Here is a 20433-nt window from a genome sequence, read left to right on the forward strand (position 1 = left end):
ACGAAGGCCAGCGCCTGAAGCCGACCGGGGGAGTGATGGCCGATGATGGACCAAGCGTCGTGCCGAATGACAGACACAAAGATCACCCCCGTCCCTCCCCAGGCATTGATCGCATTGCTCTGGGCCGACGCCCCGGCCGTGAGAGCCGCCGACCCGCGGTGCGAAGCAGGTGCCGGCCGATGAGCGGCCAACCCGCTGACAAGCACCGGCTCTCAGACCAGCCGCTTAAACTGACCCCGGGGCGACGCGCTCCGTTCACACAGGTCGGCGACTGGGTGTTGCTGTCCGGCGTGGGCTGCGAGGCCAGGACCCTGTACTGGGCGCTCTCCGCTCATCTCAACGCCTCACGCGAGGACAACGAAGTATGGCCGAGCCTGCTCACTCTCGCGCGGATCATCGGGCTCAAGAAGCCGGAGAACGTGTCCAAGTACATGCTCCAACTGGAGGTCATCGGTGCCGTCGAGGTGATCCGTACCACCGCCGGCCTGAAGCGCCGCAACCGGTACATCGTGCATCAGGCACCACCGCCGGGCTACCGCGGTCCGCAGTCCATGGCCGACTGGTACGCCCAGAACCGGCCCGTCGCCGAGGAAACGAGGAACGAACGGCAGGCCCGTGAAACCGACTTCGACAACTGGCTGGCCGACACCCGACAGTCGATCAAGGACCGGTGCAACGAGACCTCCGAGGCACGGACCCAGGCCAAGCAGTCAGGCGACGCGGTGGTGGCCCCGGTGCCCTTCTTGGGGACCCGTCCCCGTACCCCCGCGGGAGGGGGTACGGCGCGAGCTGCGGTAACGTACGGACCCTTAGAGGAAACCGTACCCCCTCTCGCGGGGGTACGTACCCCCCCAACGCGGGGTCCCGTACCCCCGCGTACAGGGGTTGAAGTAGACCAAGAAGAAACACACCAAGAGACGAACGCAGCACCTTCGGCGCGTAGCGCCACTGACGGCCGCAGGCCTCTTACAGGTAGTCAGGGTCTGCCGTCATCACGGCCTGCCAAGCCGTCGCGGCACCAAGCTGCGCCTGGGAAGGTCGGGGCACCGGGCACCCAGGTCGCGCTCGTGCGCGCAGTCGAACTGGGGCTGCCCGCCGAACTGCAGCGCCTTCTTCCCCGATGGAGGCCGACGGTACTCCGCGACGTCATCTTGCGCGAGTGCCAGGGCAGGACAGCTGAACAGCTCATTGCCCGGGCGGACCGCCGTTGGTACACCTGGGGCCTCGCTGCGGCTGCAGACACGGCCACCGGCGGGGCAGGACTGGCGCACCCGGTGGGCGCCGCCGTGCGGATTCTCGGCCCCTACCGATGCCAAGCAGACGGCTGCGACCGCGAATGCCCCGATCCACGGTGCGAGGACGGAGTCGACATCGACACGGGACGGCACTGTCCTCGGTGCATCGAGCATCGCCTCGACGCACACGGCACGCAGGCGCGCCGTGCCAACCAAGGTCGCGGCGAAAGCCAAGGTGTTGGTGGCAGTCCGGTCGAGGCGTACTGCGTGGATTGCGGCACGCGGGTCAGCGGCCCCATGCACAGTGACGGCACCTGCCAGGGCTGCACCCAGGCGGTGCTCAGCGCACTGGCATCCCTGGGCGGGGTCGGCTGACGGGGCCGCGGTGCAGCGGTCAGCTGCACCGCGGCCGGATCACGTCCGAGCCAGCACGGCTTCCTCACGACGGCGCAGCGGCTCCCACCAGGAACGGTTGCCCCGGTACCAGCGCACCACATCGGCCAGGCCCTGCTCGAACGCCACATGGTTGCGGAACCCAAGCTCTTCGCGGATCTTCGAGTCGTTCACCGAGTAGCGCAGGTCGTGGCCTTTGCGGTCCTCAACGTGACGGACCGCGCTCCAGTCCGCCCCGCACAGCGCGACGAGTCGCTCGGTGAGCTCCCTGTTCGTCAAGGACTCGCCGCCGCCGACGTTGTAGATCTCGCCAGCGCGGCCGCCTTCGAGAACAGCCTGGATCGCCCGGCAGTGGTCATCCACGTGCAGCCACTCGCGGACGTTGGAGCCGTCGCCGTAGAGAGGCACGGACTTGCCGTCCATGAGGTTGGAGACGAACAGCGGGATGACCTTCTCAGGGAACTGGTTGGGGCCGTAGTTGTTGGAACACCGCGTGATGGAGATGTCCATGGTGTGGGTGCGCCAGTAGGAGCGAGCGATGAGGTCGGCCGAGGCCTTGGACGCGGAGTAGGGAGAGTTGGGCTCCAGCGGACTCTCCTCGGTCCACGAGCCAGTGGCGATGCTCCCGTAGACCTCGTCGGTCGACACCACGACCACACGCGGGATGCCGGTCAGGCGGGCGCACTCCAGCAGGTTGTGGGTGCCCTGGACGTTGGTGCGCACGAACTCCGCGGCGTCGCCGATCGACCGGTCCACGTGCGACTCGGCCGCGAAGTGCACGACAGCGTCGTGGCCTGGCAGCAGGTCCAGGAGTGGCTGGGCGTCGCAGATGTCCGCGCGGACGAACTGCAGGCGCGGTTCGACCATCGGTAGGCTCGTGGTCGTGCCCGCGTAGGTGAGCTTGTCCACGACCGTGACCTGGGCGCCACGGTACGCGGGGTACTCGTCGGCCAGCAGGCTGCGGACGTAGTGCGAGCCGATGAAGCCTGCGCCGCCCGTGACGAGGATTTTCACGCGGCGGCCTCGATTCGGGAGTCGTCGCCCAGGACGAAGCAGTGGCGGGTCGGCGCGTCGGCCGCGTGGCTGACCTCGGCGTTGCGGCCGATCAGTGAGCCGTGGATGCCCCGCACGCCGCGGATAGTGGACCCGTCCATCACAATCGAGTCCTCCACGCCGGCCTGTTCCACCACGGCGTCGCGGCCGATCGAAACCGACGGGCCGATCGTGCTGTCGCGCACGACGGCGCCGGCGGCCACCGTCACCGGACCGATGAGGCGGGAACGCTCGACCACCGCCCCGGCCTCGATGACGAACGGGCCGGGACCCACCAGCTCGCTCTCGTTGTCGATCTTCCCGGACAGGGACGGGGCGAGGGCCTCGAGCAGGACGCGGTTGCAGGCGAGCACGTCCTCGATGCGACCGGTGTCCTTCCAATAGCCCTCGAAGACTTCCGCCCGCACGGCCCGGCCGTTCTTGCGCAGCCACTCGATGGCGTCGGTGATCTCCAACTCCCCTCTGGGGCTCGGCTGGATGCTGGCCACGGCGGTGTGCACTTCCTTGGTGAAGAAGTACACCCCGATCAGCGCGGTGTCGGCGACCGGCTCGGACGGCTTCTCGACCAACCGCTCCACCGTGCCCTCCGGGCCCAGCACGGCGATGCCGTAGTGGCGCGGGTCCGCGACCTTGCACACCAGCACCTGGGCTTCGGGCCGGTTCGCCCGGAACCGCTCGGCGTGCTCGGCCACGCCGCCGACTAGGACGTTGTCGCCCAGGTACATGATGAAGTCCTCGCCGCCCAGGAACGGTTCGGCGATCCGGACGCAGTGCGCCAGGCCCAGCGGGGCCTCCTGCCGGATGAAGGTAACCTGCACGCCGAGGTCGGAGCCGTCGCCGACGGCTCGACGGATCTCCTCGCCGTTGTCGCCGACGATGATGCCGACCTCGGTGATGCCCGCGTCGCGGATGTTGGTTAGGCAGTGGAACAGCACGGGTGCGTTGCCGACAGGCACCAGCTGCTTGGGTATGGAGTAGCTCAACGGGCGCAGTCGTGTGCCGCTGCCCCCGGACAGGACGAGAGCCTTCATGCTGTGTCTCTCTTCTTCCGCGTCAAGGATTGGTCATGACCGAGGGCGGCTGGCATCCGGACGCTGTCAGGCGTCCTTGACCGCGATGAGCAGGCGGTCATTGGTGACGGTGTTCAGTCGCAGCACGTCCGTGGAGCTGAAGCCCGCCTTCTCGGCCCACTCGCATGCAGCGCCCTCGGTGTACTCCGAGCCGCCGTCGCGCATCAGGCTGCAGATCAGGCTCTGCAGGTGCGCGTGCGCGTTGAAGCCCCCGTCCTCGATCATGGCGTCGTAGACGAGCAGGGCACCGCCGGGCCGGACTGCGGGGAAGGCACGCTCGATCAGCGTCTTACGGGCCTCCTCCGGCCAGTCGTGCAGCACGTGACCGAAGATCACGACGTCGGCCTCGGGCAGCGGGTCGGAGAAGAAGTCGCCGCCCTGGAAGCTGACCTTGCCGGTGGTGCCGAGGGTCTCCATGTGCTCGTCGAACAGGGGACGAAGCCCCGGGACGTCGAACACAGTCCCGTTCAGGTGCGGCTGGGCCTTCACCAGCAGACCAGAGAGGTTGCCGCGCGCCCCGCCGACGTCGACGAAGGTGCGGTACTTGCTCCAGTCCAGCTTCTGCGCGAGCTCCGGGGCGACGATCGAGTTGAAGGAGTCCATATGCGCCATGAAGCGGCGGGCCGCGTCCAGGTCGGTCTGCTCCGTCGTCACCGCGCCGGCCGGCGTCTGCGGACCGGACTTCGCCCGGCCGTCGCGCAGCGCCTCGGTCAGGTCGGCCCACAGGCCGTAGTGCACCTTGCCGTGCTGGCGGATGGATCCGTTCAGCGACAGGGGCCCGCCGGGCACGAGGAGGACCTGCGCCGGACGGGCGTTGTGGTACAGGCCGTCGCGGTACTCCAGCAGGTCCAAGCCAACCAGGGCGCCGAGGAAGTCGGGGGCCAGACGCGGGTGCAGGTTCAGGCGCTGGCACAACGCGTCCATGGTCGCTGGCCCCGCGGCCAGCGTCTCGAACAGCCCGAGCTCCACGGCACTGTGCAGCACCTTCGCCTGGGTGTATGCGGTGTTCAGCTGCGCGATGGTGCGGGCGGCCGCTACCGCGTCGGCGTGCATGGACTGCGTCATGGGATGCCTTTCTGAAGATCTGCGGGCTGAGGCTGGGTGAGCGGGAGACGGCTGGGCTCAGACGCGGTCGGCGAGCAGGACCCTCAGCGGAACGCCGGGCAGCGAAGTGACCTGTGGGGCGGTGAGGCCGGCCGCGGCGAACATCCGGCGGTAGGCGTCCATGCTGTGCGACTCGCCCTCGTGGGTCCACGCCAGCATCAGCACGGAGAACAGGTGCGGGATCGGGTCCTGCGCCGGAGGCTGATCGTCGGTGGTGATGGCCACGACGGCCACCTTGCCGTCAGCCTTGGTCGCCTTGGCGAGCTTGGTGAGCATCTCGGTGGCACGCTCTTCGGAGAAGTGGTGCAGCACGTTGGTGATCATGGTGAGGTCGTAGGGTCCTGCGAGATCCGCGGAGAACATGTCGCCGGGGATCAGCTCGACCCGGTCGCGCACGCCCATCCGCTCGGCGTGACCCACCGAGATGTCCAGGACGTTCGGCCAGTCCACATCCCACACCCGCGCCTGCGGGTACCGCGCCGCCAGGGTGTACCCGTAGTAGCCGTGGCCACACGCCGTGTCCAGGACGTCGAACGAGGGCCGGTCGGCACCCCACTCCTTCACGAGATCGGCCAGCGTGCCGGCCACGCGGGCGGTGTTGCCCGTGGGCAGGGCCGCGAAGTCCTCCCAGTACGGGTACTCAGGAGTCTCGGCGTGCTGCTCAAGGACGGTGCCCCCGTGACGCACCGCGTCCGCGAGCCGCCCAAGGGCCTGCCACTCATAGTCGCTGGACGCCAGCCGCATGGCGGAGCCGAAGTAGCCGGGGCTGGACGTCACCAGGACCTGGTCCGCGCCCGGCGCCAGCCGATACTGGCCCTCCTCCACGTAGAGGAGACCGATCGCTGCCAGGGCAGCCAACAGCACCCGCATCCCGCGGGGATGAATGCCGAGCCTTTCCGCGAGGTCATCGGCCTCCAGCGGACCGTCGGCCAGCCCGTCGAAGATGCGCAGCTCGATCCCCGCCCGCAGCACGGCTGTCCGCCGGGTCGACAGCATCATTTCGAACAGATCTTCGCGCGTTACTGCAGGGGTACTGATGTCGGTCACGTCCTTCTCCCGATTCATTGGGAACGGCGAGTACGACGGTGCAGACGCCGGCTCGATCTGGGCTCGAGATCCTGTCCACGTCGGCTGAGGTCCGGGTCGATTGAGTGCTCCTCGAGGACCTCCTGCCAGCGTGCGAGCTCAGCGACCGCGTCGAGGGGAGAACCGACATGGAATTGGGGCTGGACGGCCGGGTAGTGCTGGTCACCGGCGCAAGCCGCGGCATCGGGCGGGCGACCGCCCAGGCCTTCGCGCGGGAGGGTGCGCGCGTCGCCCTCACCTACCACCATCACAAGGAAGCGGCCCTGGTCCTGGCCGACGAGCTCGGCGCAGCCCAGGGACGAGCCATCGCCGTGCCCTACGCACTCGATGACCCGGCGTCGGCGCAGGCAGCCGTCGCGGACGTCGAGCAGACCTGGGGAACACTCGACGTGGTGGTCGCCAACGCCGCGGAACTCGGTGCCCGCCGGCCCCGCGGACAGCACGTCGAAGACGTCGCGCCGGCCGCATGGCAGCGGGTTCTGGACACCAACCTCGCCGGTGCCCTGCGTACGGTCCAAGCGGCGGTGGCGCCGATGCGCCGCTCGGGTTGGGGCCGGATCGTGCTGCTTTCCTCCCACATCGTCGATGACGGAGCACCCGGCCAGGAGTTCTACGGCGCGGCCAAGGCCGCCCTGCACGGATTCGCCCGAAGCCTGGCCTGGGACCTGGGCCCCGACGGCATCCTCGTCAACGTGGTGTGCCCCGGCCTGACCCTGACCGAGGGCGTGGCCAGGGACCTCCCCGCCGCCGTGCGCGACGGCGAGAGCGCCCGCACCCCCACCGGCCGGCTGACCACCCCGGAGGAGATCGCCGCCGCGGCGCTGTTCCTCGGGTCGGCCGCCAACGGGCACATCAGCGGCGAAGCGCTCACCGTGGCCGGCGGCCGCTGAGCCGTGCGCGGTCCACCGCGGTTCGAGAGCTGCTCGAGACCCGCGGAAAAGGATGCCGGGGACAGGGGGCTGTGACAGCGCTCCCCACGCCACATGGGACTGCCAGGGGAGAAGATGACCGACGGACCCGAGCCCGACACGCGAGATCCGCAAGTCCTTGTCGTCGGCGCCGGCCCAGTCGGCCTGACGGTCGCTCACGAATTGGCCCGCCGCGGCGTCCGCGTCCACCTGATCGACGCGGCCGCCGGCCCGGCGCCGACGAGCCGCGCCGTGGCCACCCACGCCCGCACCCTCGAGATCTACGACCAGATGAGTGTCCTCGGCGCGATGGTCGAGCACGGCCGCCGGATGCAGGCCTTCAGCATGCATCGCAACGGCTCCCAACTCGTGCGCCTGGGAGCCGAATACCGTGCCACACCCACCCGGTTCCCCTTCACCTTGCTGCTGGAGCAGGCCGGCACCGAGCGGGTGCTGCGCGAGGCCGTAGCCCAACGCGGCGTCACCGTGCACTGGGGCACGCGACTGCAGACACTGGAGCAGCACTCCGACGGCGTCGAAGCGGTGCTGCAGCTCCCGGACGGCACCAGCACGCGCCTGCGCGTCCCCTGGCTCGTGGGCTGTGACGGCGGCCACAGCACCGTCCGAAGCCTGCTGAAGCTTCCCCTGACCGGCGACTCGACCGAGACGTGGCTGATCGCCGACGCCGAGGTCGACATGAACGTCCCCCAGGACAGCATCCACTGGATCCACGTCGAGGGCGGGACCGTCATGGCCGTCCCCTTCGCGAGCCCCGGCAAATGGCGGCTACTGGACACGACCGTCGAGACGGACTCAGGCCGCCCCGACCAGGTCGCCGAGCGGTTCTCCCGCAAACTGACCAAGGGCCTTGGCACCCACGCCGCCGTCAAAACCCCCGCATGGGTCTCGGTCTTCACGATCCAGCAGCGAATGATCCAGACCATGCGGGTCAACCGCTGCTTCGTCGCTGGCGACGCCGCCCACGTCCACAGCCCGGCCTCCGGCCAAGGACTCAACACCGGAATCCAGGAGGCCTTCAACCTCGCTTGGAAGCTCGCGATGGCCATCCACGGCCACGCCCACGACGCCCTGCTCGACAGCTACTCGGCCGAGCGCGTCCCGATCGGCCGCGACCTCCTGGAGACCACCCGCACGGCCACCCGCCTCGTCGCCCTCAAGAGCGTGATAGCGGCCGCAGCCATGCCGGTCGTCTTCGCTGTCGTCCGATGCGTGCCCGCCATCCGTCGCAAGATCGAGGGCAAGGTCATCGGCCGCATGTCGGCGCTGCTCATCAGCTACCCCGACAGCCCGCTGACGCAGCCCTCGCACGCCCGCCCGCCGGTGGGACCCGCGCCCGGCGAGCGCGTCACCGCCGTCAGCGCCGCCACCGCCAACGGAGATCCCGGGTGGACGGCCTTCGCGCGGCAGCTGGAGGACCCGCGCTGGACGCTCCTCGCGTTCACCGACCGCACAGGCGCACAGACGCCGACCTCGACGTGGCTGCAGGACCTTGCCGACCTCAACCGCGGATGGCTCTCCGTCCGTGTCGTCGCGCCCTCGGCGCCGATCCGTCGCGGGGCGCCGTCCAGCTACGAGACGCTGGCTGCCGCCCTGCAGCTCGCCGATCAGACGCCGATGCCGCTGGCTGGCCCGCTGGTCGTCCACGCCGACGCGCCCTCGCTGGCAGGAGATGCGCTACCCGACCCGTACCGGGCGCTCGCGGACGGACTGGGCATCCGCGGCCAAGGATGGCTCCTGATTCGCCCTGACGCCTACCTTGCGGCCCGCGGTGACCGGCTGGACGCAGCCTCTGTGCACGCGGCGCTGGCCGCTCTGCCGCTGACCTCCGCTCCCTGACTCCGGTCGAAGCCAACACCTCGAATCCGAGCCGACTGAAGGACAACTTGTGTCTGACCTGACTGCGAATCCGGCCGTCGTGACCACGGCTCACCGCGGCACCGCGACCGCGCCCCCCGAGTTCCTGTTCGACGTCGTTGCCGCGGTGGAGAACTGGCCCCAGTTCTTCTCCGCCGCGGTCCACGCCGAGTACCTGGAGGTCGGCGATGGCACCGACGTCGTCCGGCGCTGGTTCCTCACCCCCGAGGAGGGACAGGTGGTTGTCCGCACCGCCCGTCGCCACCTCGACCGCGCCGCTCTGAGGATCACCCTCGAGGACATCGAGCCGCAGGCTCCCCGCACCGCCTCCCGCGTCGAATGGCTGTTCACGAAGAGCGCCAGCGGATCCAACGTGGAGGTCGTCCACGAGCTGACCCTCGCGGACGACACCACCGACGAGGCCTATGCCGCGGCTGTCGCCGACCTCGAGCGCAACGCCGCCGCGCAGCTCGACGCTGTCCTGGACCAGGGCAACCGCCGTGAACTCCTCGATCAGCTGGTGCTCTCCTTCGAGGACCCGCTCTTCGTCGCAGGCCGCGCCGAGGACGCCTACGAGGTCCTCAACGAGGCCGACAAGTGGCCCGAGCGGATCGCGCACGTGGCCCGACTGACCATGACCGAGGACGAGCCCGGCATCCAGTTCTTCGACATGGACACTCAGGCCCCCGACGGCGTGCCGCACAGCACCCGCTCGGTGCGCGTCTGCCTGGCCCCGCGGCTGATCGTCTACAAGCAGATCAAGCTGCCGCCGCTGCTGGACGCCCACACCGGCCACTGGCGGTTCACCCCCACGCCCGAGGGCATCATCGTCGCGGCCCGCCACACCGTCACCATCAAGCCAAGCGCCCTGGCGATCCTCGGCGAGGGCACCACGATCCAGGACGCCCGGAATTACCTGCGCAACGTCCTGAGCGCCAACAGCATGAAGAACCTTCAGCTGTCTAAGGCGTTCGCCGAGGACCGAGCCCGTGGCTGAGCCGGTGGCCATGCCCGACCGGCTCGATGACCTCGTACGGGCCGCTGCGCAGACTGTGCCGCACCGCATCGCCCTGCGGGACAAGGACACCCAGCTGTCCTACGCCGAACTGGACGCCCAGGTGTCCCGCTGCGCGGGCGTAGTGCGCAACCACTGGCACGCCTCCGGCGGTGTCATCGCCCTGGTTGCAGCCCTCGACCCGGCGTTCGCCGTCGCCTACTACGGCATCGTCCGCGGCGGTGCCAGCGTCGCCATCGTCAACGCGCACCTGCGCGGGGAGAACCTCGCCCACGTGCTGAGGCTGTCCGGCGCCCGGATCGCCATCGTCACCCACGAGATGCGCGACCGGATCCAAGAGGCACGCCGTTGGGTTCCCGAGCTGACGGAGGTGCTCCTGACCCGCGGCGACGCCGGAGGCACCGGCGCTGAGTGCCTCGAGGACCTCGTGGACAACCACGCGCCCGTCACGGCGACCCCGCCGGCCAGCGCCGACGAGGTGGCCTGCATCCAGTTCACCAGCGGCACCACGGGTCCCGCCAAGGGTGTCCAGCTCTCACACCAGAACCTGGTCACCAACGCCCACCAGGTCGCCAAGGCGCACCGGCTCAACGGCGACGCGGTGATGCTCAATCACCTGCCGTCCTTCCACCCGATGCACCTCAACGCGGGCCTGGCGGCGATGGCGACGCACGTGCTGTGCCGGTCCGCGGACGGCGCGGACGCGGTGGACGAGGCGAACAACTACGGGGCGACGCACTTCTACAGCCTCCCGGTGCGCCTGGCCCGGCTGGCGGCAGACCCGCGGCTGCCTGGACTGCGGCTCGCCACCGTGCGGACCATCCTCTCGGGGGGCTCCGCACTGTTGCCCGCGGCTGCCGAGGCCCTGTCCGCTCACTTCGGTGTGGCGGCGATCCAGGGTTACGGGTTGGCCGAGACGTCGCCGCTGACGCACGGCGACCTCCCCGAGCGACCCACCGTCGGATCCGTCGGACCGCCCGTGGAGGGCACGGAATGTCGGACCGTCGATGTGGACTCCCGCCAACCGCTGCCCGTCGGCGAGCGCGGCGAGGTCCAGGTACGCGGCCCGCAGGTGATGCGCGGATACCTCGCCGGCGTCGACAACCCCATCGACCGCGACGGGTGGCTGTCCACCGGCGACATCGGCTACATCCGCTACGACGGCGTGCTGTTCCTCGTGGACCGGACCAAAGACGTCTTCAAGTGCGACAACTGGCTGGTGTCACCCAGCGAGATCGAAGCGGTCCTCGCCCGCCATTCCGATGTCGCGGACTGCGCCGTCGTGGACGTGCCCGACCCCTTCCGTGGCGCGGTGGCCTACGCCTTCATCGTCCCCCGCTCGCCCGACGCAGACCTCGGCCGCGTCCTGGAGGAGGCCAACGCCGGCCTCTCCGACTTCGAGCGCCTGCACGGCATCGAGGCGGTCGACGCCATCCCGCGTTCCCCAAACGGCAAGATCCTGCGACGCGACCTACGCGCCCGGGCGCCACACACCCCCGACTAGAAGGAGTCAACTATGGTGACCGTTATCAACAAGCTCACCGTCATCGGAGAGACCGACGAGTTCGAGCGTTCCATCTCCGCCATCACCGACTTCATGAAGCAGCAGCCCGGCTTCGTGTCGCACCAGCTCTACCGATCCCGCAACAATCCCAAGGTGTACGTGGAGACCGCCGAGTGGACGGCACCGGACCTGCATCGGTCGGCCATGACGGCGGACGCCTTCCGTAATCTCGTCGTCGGCCTGGGCCAGGTCGCCAAGGCCGAACCGGACGTCTACGACACCGTCGCCGAGTAGCACACACAGGTGCCTGTGGCGGCCGCGCACCCGGCCGCCACAGGCACCTGTGCAGGTTTCTGCTCTGCGGCCCCTGGGGAGGGTCAAGGCCATGGCCACTGGTGTGATGTTCGACTTCTCGGGCACCTTGTTCCGGGTCGAGACCACAATCGCGTGGCTCGACGCCGCGCTGGATACCGTCGGGGTCGCGCTCACCGCTCCCGAGCGAGCGAGATGGGCGCGCCTGCTCGAGCGCGCTGGCGCGCTGCCCGGGGGGGCGTGGCCGCATTCGATACCGCCTCACCTGGCCAAGGTCTGGCAAGAGCGGGACCTGGACCTGGAACGGCACAATGCCGCCTACACCGGGCTCGCAGAGACCGTCGGCCCGCTACCGCACCCGGAACTTGCGGCCGCGCTGTATGAGCGTCACATGGCACCGCAGGCGTGGCATCCCTACCCAGACGCACGCAGCACGCTCGGCGAGCTGCGTCGCCGTGGCGTCCCGGTCGCTGTCGTCAGCAACATCGCGTGGGATCTCCGGCCGGTCTTCCGATATCACGGCCTGGATTCCATGGTCGACGCCTTCGTTCTCTCCTTCGAGCACCACCGGCAAAAGCCGGATGCCGAGCTGTTCCGTGCGGCCTGCGAGGACCTCGGCTGCAAGCCGGCCGAGGTCGTCATGGTCGGCGACGACCCCACCGCCGACGGCGGAGCCGCAGTGCTGGGTTGCGCGTTCCTGCAGGTACGGCATGCGCCCATCACCGAGCGGCCCAGCGCCCTGACCGCGGTGCTGGACCTGCTCGAGTGATGGGCGCAGCCTCGGTTCCGTGGCTCGTTCAGGGCATGTCGTCCCGGGTGACGACCCGCTGGCTGATGCGCAGCGCGCCCTCCTCGCGGACCAGCAGGTCCTCGCAGACGCAGGTCCGGTGCAGCCGCGGCTCCTGGCCCGCAGTCGTGGCGAACACCAGCGCGTAGCAGCGAACCTTGACCGATCCGTCTTCCTGCGCGGACACGGCCACTACGCCGTGCCAGTGACGGTGCTGCTCGTTCGCGGCCACCAGCTTGGCGTGCGCGTCCCCGGCTGCGGCGGCCAGCGCCGCCCGACCCCGGACGGGCGTCGGCAGCGTCTGCGGGTGGAACCAGCCGTCCGCGGTGAAGTCCGCCGCCCAGGCCTCGGCGGAGCCCGAGTCAAGGCGGTGCAGGTGAGCGGCATAGAACTGCTCCACCTCCGCGCGCAGCGCGGCGAATTCCAGGGGAGTGAGCGATGCGGTCATGGGTCTGTTCTCCTAGGGAAGAGTGAGAGAGCGCGGATGGTGGCGTCAGGCGTCCAGCAGGGCGACGGCACGGGCCCAGCCGGCCCCCGCGCCCGCGATCCGGACGGGGAAGCAGCTCACCGTGAACCCGAACGGCACCGGCAGGGCGTCCAGATTCGCGAGCCGTTCGATCTGGCAGTACTCACGCTCGCGCCCGGCGAAGTGCGCCGGCCACAGCACCGAGGCGTCGCCGCTCTCCTGGAAGCGCTTGATCATGTGTCCGAACGGTGCGTCCAGGCTGAAGGCATCCGTGCCGATCACTCGGATGCCCAGATCGAGCAGGTAGTGCACCGCGGACGCGTCCAGGCCCGTGAACGAGGTGAAGTACTCGGGCGTCCCGGCCAGCCGGTCCGCTCCCGTGCGCAGTATCACGATGTCCAGCGGCTGGGGGCGGTAGCCGATCCGATCCAGCTCCTTCGCCAGTTGCTCGGCGCGCACGGCCCCAACCCCGAATCCGCTGATGTCCAGCACCACCCCGGGACGCTGGAACCACTCCAAGGGCATCTGGTCGATGTGGCGGGGCTCGCCGTAGGAGGCCCGGCTCCCGTAGTGGGACGGAGCGTCCACGTGCGTGCCCGTGTGCGATGTCAGCGTCAGGGTGTCGATGGACAGCAGCTCCTGGTCCGGAAGCACCGCTGGGTCGAAGTGCACACCGAAGTGCTCCAGCATCTCCGCGCTCATGTGACGGGCGCCCTCGGCCGGCGTCGTGATCTCATGGACCACCGCCTCCGGCTCCCACTTGGACGCGTCTATTGGTGTGGACAGGTCGATCACGCGCATGATGGCACTCCTCGTCGGGATGGGCTGCTCAGGAAGTGAAGAGATCCGTACGCAGCGGAACAGGACTGCTTCCGTACGCGATGCGCGCCGTGATTTTCGAGCCGATGGGGGTCCGGCCGACGATCCGGGCCACGTGGGGCCGCAGGCGCGCCTCCAGCCCGCCGCGCGCGAGCATCATGCGGCTCTGCATGACCTGGAACTTCATGACGGCATCGATGGCCGGCCGCCGGCCGGTCTCGTACTCGCGCAGACGCACGGCCCCGAAGTTCCCCTCACGGACCGCCGCGGTCAGAACGGGATGCAGCAGGACGGCGTCCTGGACGGCGAGGTTGATGCCCTGGGCGCCCAGCGGGCTGTGCGTGTGAGCGGCGTCGCCGATCAGCACAAGACCGTCCTGCACCCAGGTGTCGGCGCAGCCCGCGAACACGTCCAGCAGGGTGAGGTCGTTCACGGACGCCAACGCGGAGCCCACGGCGTCCCGGTACTCCGGCAGGGCCCGCACGATCTCCCCACGGGCCTGCTCGAACACGGCGTCCTTGCTTCCCGCGTACGAGCGATGCGGCAAGGTCCAGCCGATCTGGACGGAATCGGGCCAGGAGGGGTACACGAGCACGGGGTTGCCCTGGGAGCGGATGACGGACACTTCCCGCATCCCGGACGCCGAGCCGGAGCCCGTGCCGCACGCGGGGACCTTCAGCCACAGGACGTCGAAGTTGAAGGCCTCGATCCGCCCCGCGGGGATCCCGGCGAGCTGCCGCACCTTCGAGTAGCGCCCGTCCGCACCGACCACGCAGCCGGCGCTCACCTGTGTCTGGCCCTCGGGCGACTTCGTCGTCAGCCCGGTGACCTTGCCGTCGCGCCGCTGCAGGGAGCGCACCCGGTGGCTCGACAGGTAGGTGAAGCCGGGGTACTTCCCGCAGTGCGCCAACAGCTCCTCGAGGAGGTGCTGCTGCGGGATGCTCAGCAACTGGTTGTACGGCGCCCCAAGGCGCCGGTAGTCGATGTCCAGAAGGGCGCGCTGCCCCTCGCGCAGACGGAACCGGTCCAGCGGGTAGCAGCCGCGAGCCATCGCTCCGGGCAGGACACCGATCCTGTCCAGCAGCGCTAGGCCGCCCGGCTGCAGGATCTCGCCGCGGAACTCGCGCCCGTGTATGGCGGACCGCTCCGCCAAAGTCACTGTCACCCCTGACCTGAGCAGTAGCAGAGACAGCGTTAGGCCGGCGGGACCCCCGCCCACGATGCACACGTCGGAACGGATCATGCTCAACCCACCAATCCCAGACCGCCGTCGACAGTGATCACTTGTCCGCGCAGCCAGAACGCCTCGTCCGCGCAGAGCAGCGCGACCGCGTCGGCGACGTCCTCAGGACGCGTCAGCCGCCCGGCCGGGGTCCGGCCGGCCAGTGTGGCGGAGACCGGATCGCTCGCGTCGCCACGGTCTATCCGCGCGGTGGACACCGCGTTCACCGCCACGCCCGTCGGCGCAAGGGCGACCGCCAGATAGCGCACCAGACTCTCCAGCGCGGCCTTGGACAGGCCCAAGCTCACATAGGCCGGCACCACACGGTGGGCGCCAGCGCTAGAGACGGCGATGACCTTCCCCGCATTGGGGCTCATGACCTTGGGCAGCGTCGCGGCGGCGTGAATGAGGGGCGCCACGGCGACCTCGTAGTCCCAGTGCATGTCCTCCGGCCGCGGCTCCACGGCGGCCATTCGGTGGAGGGAGACCGCGCAGTGGACCAGGATGTCCACCTCCCCGTGCTTGTCGGCGAGGCCGCGCAGCAGATCGGGAAGGACCGCGGGGTGCGAGACGTCCCCCGGTGCTGCGGTCACATCGCCACCCAGCGAACGTAGTTCAGCGGCCGCCGTCTCCGCGCCCGCGGCGTCGCGGGCGTTGAGATAGACCGTGCAGCCCGATGCCGCGAGCTTGCGTACGACGGCCAGTCCAAGACCCCGGCTCGCGCCGGTCACCAGGGCGACGCGCCCGTCCAAGCGCAGCTTGGTCGGCCTCATCGCGTCTGGGCGGCGTTCACCAGCTGCAGCAGCAGCCGGGGCGTCTTCGCGTCGTTGACGTCGGCGTCCGACAGGGTCACGCCGTACTCGCGCTCCAGCCGGCTGGCGGTCTCGAGCATAGCTAGGGAGTCGTAGCCGATCACGGAGAACGGGGTGTCCATCAGGTCGGACACCAGCTGGCCGAGCTCGACTCTGCCGGCGCCTTCCGCGAACACCCGGAACAGGTCGTCTATGGAAACGTCACTCATCTATGCCTCAGCTCTTCGGCTCAATGTGGGAAAGGGCGCAGGTCACCGCAGTGTGCCCCGTCTCAGCGGGGCGCGCGCACGATGAGCGCCGCGTTGAAGCCGCCCTCGCCGCGTGCCAGGACGAGCGCGGTAGCCAGCGGACGGCGGCGTGGTCCGCCGACGACGAGATCAACGCCCAGACGCGCTGGGGGAGGGGGCACGTTCGTGGTCGGGGGAATGACCCCGTCGCGCAGGGCGAGCAGGGCGGTGGCGACGTCAAGCGCTCCGCTGCCGGCGTTCAGGCGGCCGGTCATCGTCTTGGGAACGGTGACCGGGATGCTGTGCGGGCCGAAGACGGCCGCCACCGCCTGGGCCTCGTCCAGGTCCCGCGTCGGCAGACCGGCGCCGTCGGCGAAGACCACGTCGACGTCCCGGGGCGCAAGCTGCGCGTCAGTGAGAGCCAGGTCGATCGCGCGGAGCAGTCCGGAGGCACGTCCCGACCCGGGCCTCGGGTCGAACGTCGCCGCGTACCCGGCGATCTCGCCGTACATCCTCGGCACCCCGCGTGCCGTCGCGGTTTCCAACTCCTCCACGACCAGCAGCGCTCCGCCCTCGCCGGCTACGGACCCGTCCGCGTCCGGTGCGAACGGCCGGTAGGCCTGCTCAGGGTCCTGGCTGCGCGACAGCCGCCCACCGGAGGCGACGGCTGCCCAGCCCCAGGGGCACAGCGACGCGTCGACGCCGCCAGCGATCATGTACTTGGCGCCGGATCGGATGTTGCGGCGCGCCTGGGCCAGGGCATCGAGGCCGCCCGCCTGCTCGGTGACCAATACGCCGCTGGGGCCACGCATGCCGTGCCGGATGGAGATCTGACCGGTGTTCACCGCGTAGAACCAGGCGAAGGACTGGTACGCACTCACGTGCCCCGGGCCCTTGCTCCAAAGATTCTCCAGCTCGCGCTGGCCGAACTCGAAGCCTCCCGAACCGCTGGCGGTGACCACGCCCATCTCGTACTCGGGCACGGCCGCGGGATCCAGCGTCGCGTCCCCCAGCGCCCAGTCGGTGATCGTCAGCGCGATCTGGGTCACCCGGTCGGTTTGCGGGAGCAGGCGGTCTGGCAGGTGGTCGGCGCCGTCGAAGTCGGGCAGTTCCCCGGCCAGGATGGCTGGATACGCGTCCGGGACGAACCGGGTGATACGCCCGATGCCGCTGCGCCCCTCCAGGATCGAGGCCCAGTAGTCCTCGATGCCCAGCCCATTGGGTGCCGCAATGCCAAGTCCGGTCACCACGGCGGTCGGCTTCGTGATCATCGGGCGCTCCTGGCTTCGGGCCGGCTGAGAATCATCGCGCTCTGGAATCCGCCGAAGCCGCTGCCGACGGTCAGTACGGTGTCGAGCCGGGCCTCCCGGGCAGTCAGCGGAACGTAGTCCAGGTCGCACTCCGGGTCCGCCTCGTGCAGGTTCGCGGTGGGCGGGATCACCCCGTGCTCGATGGCCAGGGCGCAGGCCGCGATCTCCAGCGAGCCGACCGCCCCGAGCGAGTGCCCGATCATGGACTTGATCGAGCTGACCGGCACGCGGTAGGCGTGGTCGCCCAGGCTCCGTTTGAACGCGGCGGTCTCGTGGCGATCGTTCTGCTTGGTCCCTGATCCGTGGGCGTTGACGTAGCTGACGTCCTCGGGGTTCGTCCGGGCCATATCGAGCGCGGCCGAGATCGCCTCGCCGAGCTCGCGACCATCAGGACGCAGGCCTGTCATGTGGAACGCGTTGGCGCGGGTGCCCGTGCCGGTGATTTCAGCGTAGATGTGGGCGCCACGGGCCTCGGCGCGAGAACGCTCCTCAAGGACGAACATGGCAGCCCCCTCGCCCAGGACAAAACCGTTGCGGCTCGCGTCGAAGGGCCGGGAGGCATGGGCCGGATCGTCATTGCGTGGGGTTGTCGCGCGGATGGCGTCGAAGCACGCAACCGTGATCGGCGAGATCGGCGCGTCCGTGGCCCCGGCCACCATGACTTCGGCAGAGCCCTCATTGATGAGTTCAACTGCTCGGGAAACAGCGTCGATACCCGATGTGCAGCCGGTGGAAACTACCGAGACAGGACCCTCCGCGCCCACCTTCCAAGCCACCTCTGCGGCGAGAGAGCTGGGCACGAGGTATCCGAAGAGATGAGGAGCTGCGTACGCGAAGTCGATTTCTCTGCCGCCGCCGCTGACGATGACGTACTCTTCCTCGAGGCCCATTGTGCAGCCCACTGCACTGCCGATGACAATGCCGGTTCGCTGGGCCAGCGAATCACTGATGGAAAGCCCACTGTCTACGACGGCATCTGCGGCCGCGACGACGGCGAACTGGGCTGCCCGATCCATGCGGCGGACCTCCCTTGGAGTGAGACCCTCGCTCTCTGGGTCGAAGTCGCACTCAGCTGCGATGCGTGATCGGAACAGCGTCGGATCGAAGAACGTGATGCCGCGCGTGGCGGTGCGGCCTTCACTGATCAGTTTCCAGAACTCTGCTGTTCCGCGGCCCCCTGGGGCGATGACCCCAATTCCGGTTATAACGGTGCTCCGCCCCACCATGCCTCCCGTCTCAGTCGGCACCCGTGCCGCTGTTTCAGAATCGAAGTAGTCGCTCGAACGCCGCTCGAGCGACTACGAAGCAGTCGCTCGAACGCCACTCGAGCGATGGACGAAGCACGGTTCCGCATAGGAGATCGGGCGATCCGGTCTAATTGGCCAGAAATGATCCTCATTGTGTGGATGGCGGCGATCGAATGCCCGCAGCGTGAGCCATCTCACGATGATGGAAGAGTTTCCCTGAGAAGCAGAACGTCGCGAGTGAGTGTTTACGATGTGAGATTCCAGTGAGAGCGATGATCGCCCAAGGCTTGCCATGGCTTAGGCCTCAAAGATGAGGTATGTTGCAGGAAGTCGGCATGGGAGGGAGTTGAGTCACTGCTCGTGGAGCTGGGGGCCCAGTGGTAGTGCGTCAGAAAATGCCAAAAGGGCCATAAGTACTTGATTTGCTACCGAACTACTGCCCATCGGGGAAGGCGAAAAGCGAGATGGAAGCGCAGGTTCTAGGGCCGGTATCTATCACCACCGGCGGCCACGCGGTAATGCCGAGCGCGCGAAAGACCAAGCAGGTGCTTGCGCTGCTGCTGCTCAACGCGAACCACCTGGTTTCGGTCCCCACACTCATCGAAGAGCTCTGGGAAGACAAGCCGCCGGCCAGCGCGATGACGACCCTGCAGACCTACGTCTTCCAACTGCGCCGCATGATCGCGGAAGCCATGCCGAGCGTCTCCCCAAAAGATGTCCTCGCCACCACGCTGAACGGGTACGTCCTCCAAATTCCCCCGGAATCCCTCGACCTCAACCGCTACGAACAGGCCCGGATGCTGGGGCTGCGGCACTACGCCACCGGTGAGTTCCGGCAGGCGGCGGATAGCCTGCGTACCGCGTTGGGGACGTGGAGGGGACCAGCCCTCGCGGACGTCAAGACCGGACGGCTGTTGGACAGTGAGGTCGTCCGTCTGCAGGAGTCCCGCCTGACCGCCCACGAGACCTGCATCAACGCCGAACTCGCCATCGGTGAACATGGCACGCTTGTCAGCGAGTTGACGGGTCTGACCGCGCAACATCCCATGCACGAGCCCTTTCACCGACAGCTGATGCTCGCGCTATACCGCGCCGGACGAAGGCCGGACGCGCTCAACGCGTTCCGGCGGCTGCGCTCCACGCTCGTGGACGAGCTGGGTCTAGAGCCGTCGCGCGAGGTGCAGTCGCTCCATCAGTCGATCCTGTCCGCCGACCCGGCACTGGACCACGACCATGCGCTCGCACTGCGCTGAAGACCTCGGGTACTCCCCCAAGGCCGGGAAGTTAGGGCCTGCCGGAAATCAACTCGCTGTCTTGAACTCTGACGGTGGTGTGATGCCGTGACGGGCGGCGAGGCCGAGGAGGTCGTCCAGGGTTGCCAGTCGGGTGTCGGCGGGTTCGATGGTGTGGCCGGCTTCGTCGAGGAGGCGCCGGGTCTGGCTGATGGCCCGGTTCAGGCTCTGGGGACCCACTGCGAAGAGCGGGGCGATCGTCACTTGAGGAAGCCGGTGTCGCTCGTAGAGGAGGGTGACCAGGAGCTGGTCGACGAGGGTGAGGCCGGGGCGCCGGCCGGTGTAGCGGCCGAGCGCGGGCACTTTCTGCCGGTCACCGCCGCGTCGTTGGTGGAGGTCTGCTTCCCGCTGGCCTTCTCGTGCCGCGCTCAGTGCGGCGATGAGCCCGCTCCATTGCTCGTCCGGCATGCCGGTCAGGGGCGGGTGGGCAGCCATGAGCGGCCCGGTCCGGGCAGGTCCTGGGGCGGGATCGGTGGGATGCCGTCGCGGCAGTGGTTCTCGGGGCGCAGGGTGTAGTTCCAGTCCCCGTGCCAGTGGTGGCGGTCCAGCGGCAGGGCTGCCATCTGTGTGTCGCCGATCGTGATCCCGGTCGGGTAGGGATTAGTACTGCAACCGCATCTGGGGGTTGTGGCCTCGGCGTTTGTAGTCTTCCCGGGCCCTTGCGGTCCCGCCCGAGGCCGGGAAAATCGGGGGTGG

General features: G+C 69.0%; 19 protein-coding genes and 1 pseudogene. 8 read left to right on the forward strand and 12 right to left on the reverse strand.

The window, feature by feature from the left end; translation table 11 throughout:
• Positions 1 to 179 precede the first annotated feature (179 nt).
• Positions 180 to 1610 (forward strand): hypothetical protein, encoded by a 1431-nt coding sequence (locus ABH925_RS33800; protein ID WP_370154468.1) that lies wholly within the window; start codon positions 180 to 182, stop codon positions 1608 to 1610.
• 39 nt (positions 1611 to 1649) lie between these two features.
• Here the strand turns inward: ABH925_RS33800 and rfbB are convergent, their stop codons facing one another.
• From rfbB to ABH925_RS33820, 4 genes are all read right to left on the reverse strand, one after another.
• Entirely contained in the window at positions 1650 to 2642 is a 993-nt protein-coding gene (rfbB, locus tag ABH925_RS33805; protein ID WP_370154471.1) for a dTDP-glucose 4,6-dehydratase, read from the reverse strand.
• Complete coding sequence (locus tag ABH925_RS33810) at positions 2639 to 3712, reverse strand: glucose-1-phosphate thymidylyltransferase (protein WP_370154474.1); 1074 nt, start codon at positions 3710 to 3712, stop codon at positions 2639 to 2641. Before ABH925_RS33810 ends, rfbB begins: the two co-directional genes overlap by 4 nt.
• A gap of 66 nt (positions 3713 to 3778) precedes the next feature.
• Positions 3779 to 4816 (reverse strand): methyltransferase, encoded by a 1038-nt coding sequence (locus ABH925_RS33815; protein ID WP_370154477.1) that lies wholly within the window; start codon positions 4814 to 4816, stop codon positions 3779 to 3781.
• Between the two features lie 57 nt (positions 4817 to 4873).
• Positions 4874 to 5902 (reverse strand): methyltransferase, encoded by a 1029-nt coding sequence (locus tag ABH925_RS33820; RefSeq protein WP_370154480.1) that lies wholly within the window; start codon positions 5900 to 5902, stop codon positions 4874 to 4876.
• Between the two features lie 167 nt (positions 5903 to 6069).
• On the opposite strand from ABH925_RS33820, the gene ABH925_RS33825 reads away from it, so the two are divergent.
• The 6 genes from ABH925_RS33825 to ABH925_RS33850 all read left to right on the forward strand — a co-directional run bounded on the left by ABH925_RS33825 (position 6070) and on the right by ABH925_RS33850 (position 12324).
• Positions 6070 to 6831 (forward strand): SDR family NAD(P)-dependent oxidoreductase, encoded by a 762-nt coding sequence (locus ABH925_RS33825; RefSeq protein WP_370154483.1) that lies wholly within the window; start codon positions 6070 to 6072, stop codon positions 6829 to 6831.
• Between the two features lie 114 nt (positions 6832 to 6945).
• Entirely contained in the window at positions 6946 to 8706 is a 1761-nt protein-coding gene (locus ABH925_RS33830; RefSeq protein ID WP_370154486.1) for an FAD-dependent oxidoreductase, read from the forward strand.
• 49 nt (positions 8707 to 8755) lie between these two features.
• Positions 8756 to 9721 (forward strand): SRPBCC family protein, encoded by a 966-nt coding sequence (locus ABH925_RS33835; RefSeq protein ID WP_370154489.1) that lies wholly within the window; start codon positions 8756 to 8758, stop codon positions 9719 to 9721.
• Positions 9714 to 11243, forward strand: coding sequence for a class I adenylate-forming enzyme family protein (locus tag ABH925_RS33840; RefSeq protein ID WP_370154491.1), 1530 nt, complete (start codon positions 9714 to 9716; stop codon positions 11241 to 11243). The genes ABH925_RS33835 and ABH925_RS33840 overlap by 8 nt, the downstream gene beginning before the upstream one ends.
• Before the next feature lie 12 nt (positions 11244 to 11255).
• Positions 11256 to 11537, forward strand: coding sequence for an antibiotic biosynthesis monooxygenase (locus tag ABH925_RS33845; RefSeq protein WP_370154493.1), 282 nt, complete (start codon positions 11256 to 11258; stop codon positions 11535 to 11537).
• Positions 11538 to 11628: 91 nt separating this feature from the next.
• Positions 11629 to 12324, forward strand: coding sequence for an HAD family hydrolase (locus ABH925_RS33850; RefSeq protein ID WP_370154496.1), 696 nt, complete (start codon positions 11629 to 11631; stop codon positions 12322 to 12324).
• Between the two features lie 28 nt (positions 12325 to 12352).
• On the opposite strand, the gene ABH925_RS33855 is transcribed toward ABH925_RS33850, so the two are convergent.
• The 7 genes from ABH925_RS33855 to ABH925_RS33885 all read right to left on the reverse strand — a co-directional run bounded on the left by ABH925_RS33855 (position 12353) and on the right by ABH925_RS33885 (position 18424).
• Positions 12353 to 12790: a nuclear transport factor 2 family protein gene (locus tag ABH925_RS33855; protein WP_370154499.1), complete on the reverse strand. Its 438-nt coding sequence runs from the start codon at positions 12788 to 12790 to the stop codon at positions 12353 to 12355.
• Between the two features lie 45 nt (positions 12791 to 12835).
• On the reverse strand, positions 12836 to 13609 hold the full coding sequence (locus tag ABH925_RS33860; RefSeq protein WP_370154502.1) for a cyclase family protein: 774 nt from the start codon (positions 13607 to 13609) through the stop codon (positions 12836 to 12838).
• A 28-nt stretch (positions 13610 to 13637) separates the two neighbouring features.
• Positions 13638 to 14870, reverse strand: coding sequence for an FAD-dependent monooxygenase (locus tag ABH925_RS33865; RefSeq protein ID WP_370154505.1), 1233 nt, complete (start codon positions 14868 to 14870; stop codon positions 13638 to 13640).
• Between the two features lie 2 nt (positions 14871 to 14872).
• Positions 14873 to 15601, reverse strand: coding sequence for an SDR family oxidoreductase (locus ABH925_RS33870; protein WP_370154508.1), 729 nt, complete (start codon positions 15599 to 15601; stop codon positions 14873 to 14875).
• A 17-nt stretch (positions 15602 to 15618) separates the two neighbouring features.
• Positions 15619 to 15870 (reverse strand): acyl carrier protein, encoded by a 252-nt coding sequence (locus tag ABH925_RS33875; RefSeq protein WP_370154511.1) that lies wholly within the window; start codon positions 15868 to 15870, stop codon positions 15619 to 15621.
• Between the two features lie 62 nt (positions 15871 to 15932).
• A complete protein-coding gene (locus ABH925_RS33880; RefSeq protein ID WP_370154514.1) occupies positions 15933 to 17159 on the reverse strand; it encodes a ketosynthase chain-length factor in 1227 nt (408 codons plus the stop codon).
• A complete protein-coding gene (locus ABH925_RS33885; RefSeq protein ID WP_370154522.1) occupies positions 17156 to 18424 on the reverse strand; it encodes a beta-ketoacyl synthase in 1269 nt (422 codons plus the stop codon). Before ABH925_RS33885 ends, ABH925_RS33880 begins: the two co-directional genes overlap by 4 nt.
• A 485-nt stretch (positions 18425 to 18909) precedes the next feature.
• Here ABH925_RS33885 and ABH925_RS33890 point away from each other — a divergent pair, with 485 nt between their 5' ends.
• Positions 18910 to 19698: a BTAD domain-containing putative transcriptional regulator gene (locus ABH925_RS33890; protein WP_370154517.1), complete on the forward strand. Its 789-nt coding sequence runs from the start codon at positions 18910 to 18912 to the stop codon at positions 19696 to 19698.
• A 48-nt stretch (positions 19699 to 19746) separates the two neighbouring features.
• On the opposite strand, the pseudogene ABH925_RS33895 reads toward ABH925_RS33890, so the two are convergent.
• A pseudogene (locus ABH925_RS33895) lies at positions 19747 to 20369 on the reverse strand (transposase family protein); the annotation flags it as partial.
• Positions 20370 to 20433 lie beyond the last annotated feature (64 nt).

Source organism: Streptacidiphilus sp. EB129 (assembly GCF_041262645.1).
Taxonomy (GTDB): domain Bacteria; phylum Actinomycetota; class Actinomycetes; order Streptomycetales; family Streptomycetaceae; genus Streptacidiphilus.

What these genes read in the sequence shown, in the direction of transcription:
- ABH925_RS33865 (WP_370154505.1), bottom strand. Translation starts at nt 14,870, where the DNA reads ATGATCCGTTCCGACGTGTGCATCGTGGGCGGGGGTCCCGCCGGCCTA.
- ABH925_RS33885 (WP_370154522.1), bottom strand. Translation starts at nt 18,424, where the DNA reads ATGGTGGGGCGGAGCACCGTTATAACCGGAATTGGGGTCATCGCCCCA.
- ABH925_RS33855 (WP_370154499.1), bottom strand. Translation starts at nt 12,790, where the DNA reads ATGACCGCATCGCTCACTCCCCTGGAATTCGCCGCGCTGCGCGCGGAG.
- ABH925_RS33810 (WP_370154474.1), bottom strand. Translation starts at nt 3,712, where the DNA reads ATGAAGGCTCTCGTCCTGTCCGGGGGCAGCGGCACACGACTGCGCCCG.
- ABH925_RS33880 (WP_370154514.1), bottom strand. Translation starts at nt 17,159, where the DNA reads ATGATCACGAAGCCGACCGCCGTGGTGACCGGACTTGGCATTGCGGCA.
- ABH925_RS33800 (WP_370154468.1), top strand. Translation starts at nt 180, where the DNA reads ATGAGCGGCCAACCCGCTGACAAGCACCGGCTCTCAGACCAGCCGCTT.
- ABH925_RS33890 (WP_370154517.1), top strand. Translation starts at nt 18,910, where the DNA reads ATGGAAGCGCAGGTTCTAGGGCCGGTATCTATCACCACCGGCGGCCAC.
- ABH925_RS33850 (WP_370154496.1), top strand. Translation starts at nt 11,629, where the DNA reads ATGGCCACTGGTGTGATGTTCGACTTCTCGGGCACCTTGTTCCGGGTC.
- ABH925_RS33815 (WP_370154477.1), bottom strand. Translation starts at nt 4,816, where the DNA reads ATGACGCAGTCCATGCACGCCGACGCGGTAGCGGCCGCCCGCACCATC.
- ABH925_RS33830 (WP_370154486.1), top strand. Translation starts at nt 6,946, where the DNA reads ATGACCGACGGACCCGAGCCCGACACGCGAGATCCGCAAGTCCTTGTC.
- ABH925_RS33825 (WP_370154483.1), top strand. Translation starts at nt 6,070, where the DNA reads ATGGAATTGGGGCTGGACGGCCGGGTAGTGCTGGTCACCGGCGCAAGC.
- ABH925_RS33845 (WP_370154493.1), top strand. Translation starts at nt 11,256, where the DNA reads ATGGTGACCGTTATCAACAAGCTCACCGTCATCGGAGAGACCGACGAG.
- ABH925_RS33860 (WP_370154502.1), bottom strand. Translation starts at nt 13,609, where the DNA reads ATGCGCGTGATCGACCTGTCCACACCAATAGACGCGTCCAAGTGGGAG.
- ABH925_RS33875 (WP_370154511.1), bottom strand. Translation starts at nt 15,870, where the DNA reads ATGAGTGACGTTTCCATAGACGACCTGTTCCGGGTGTTCGCGGAAGGC.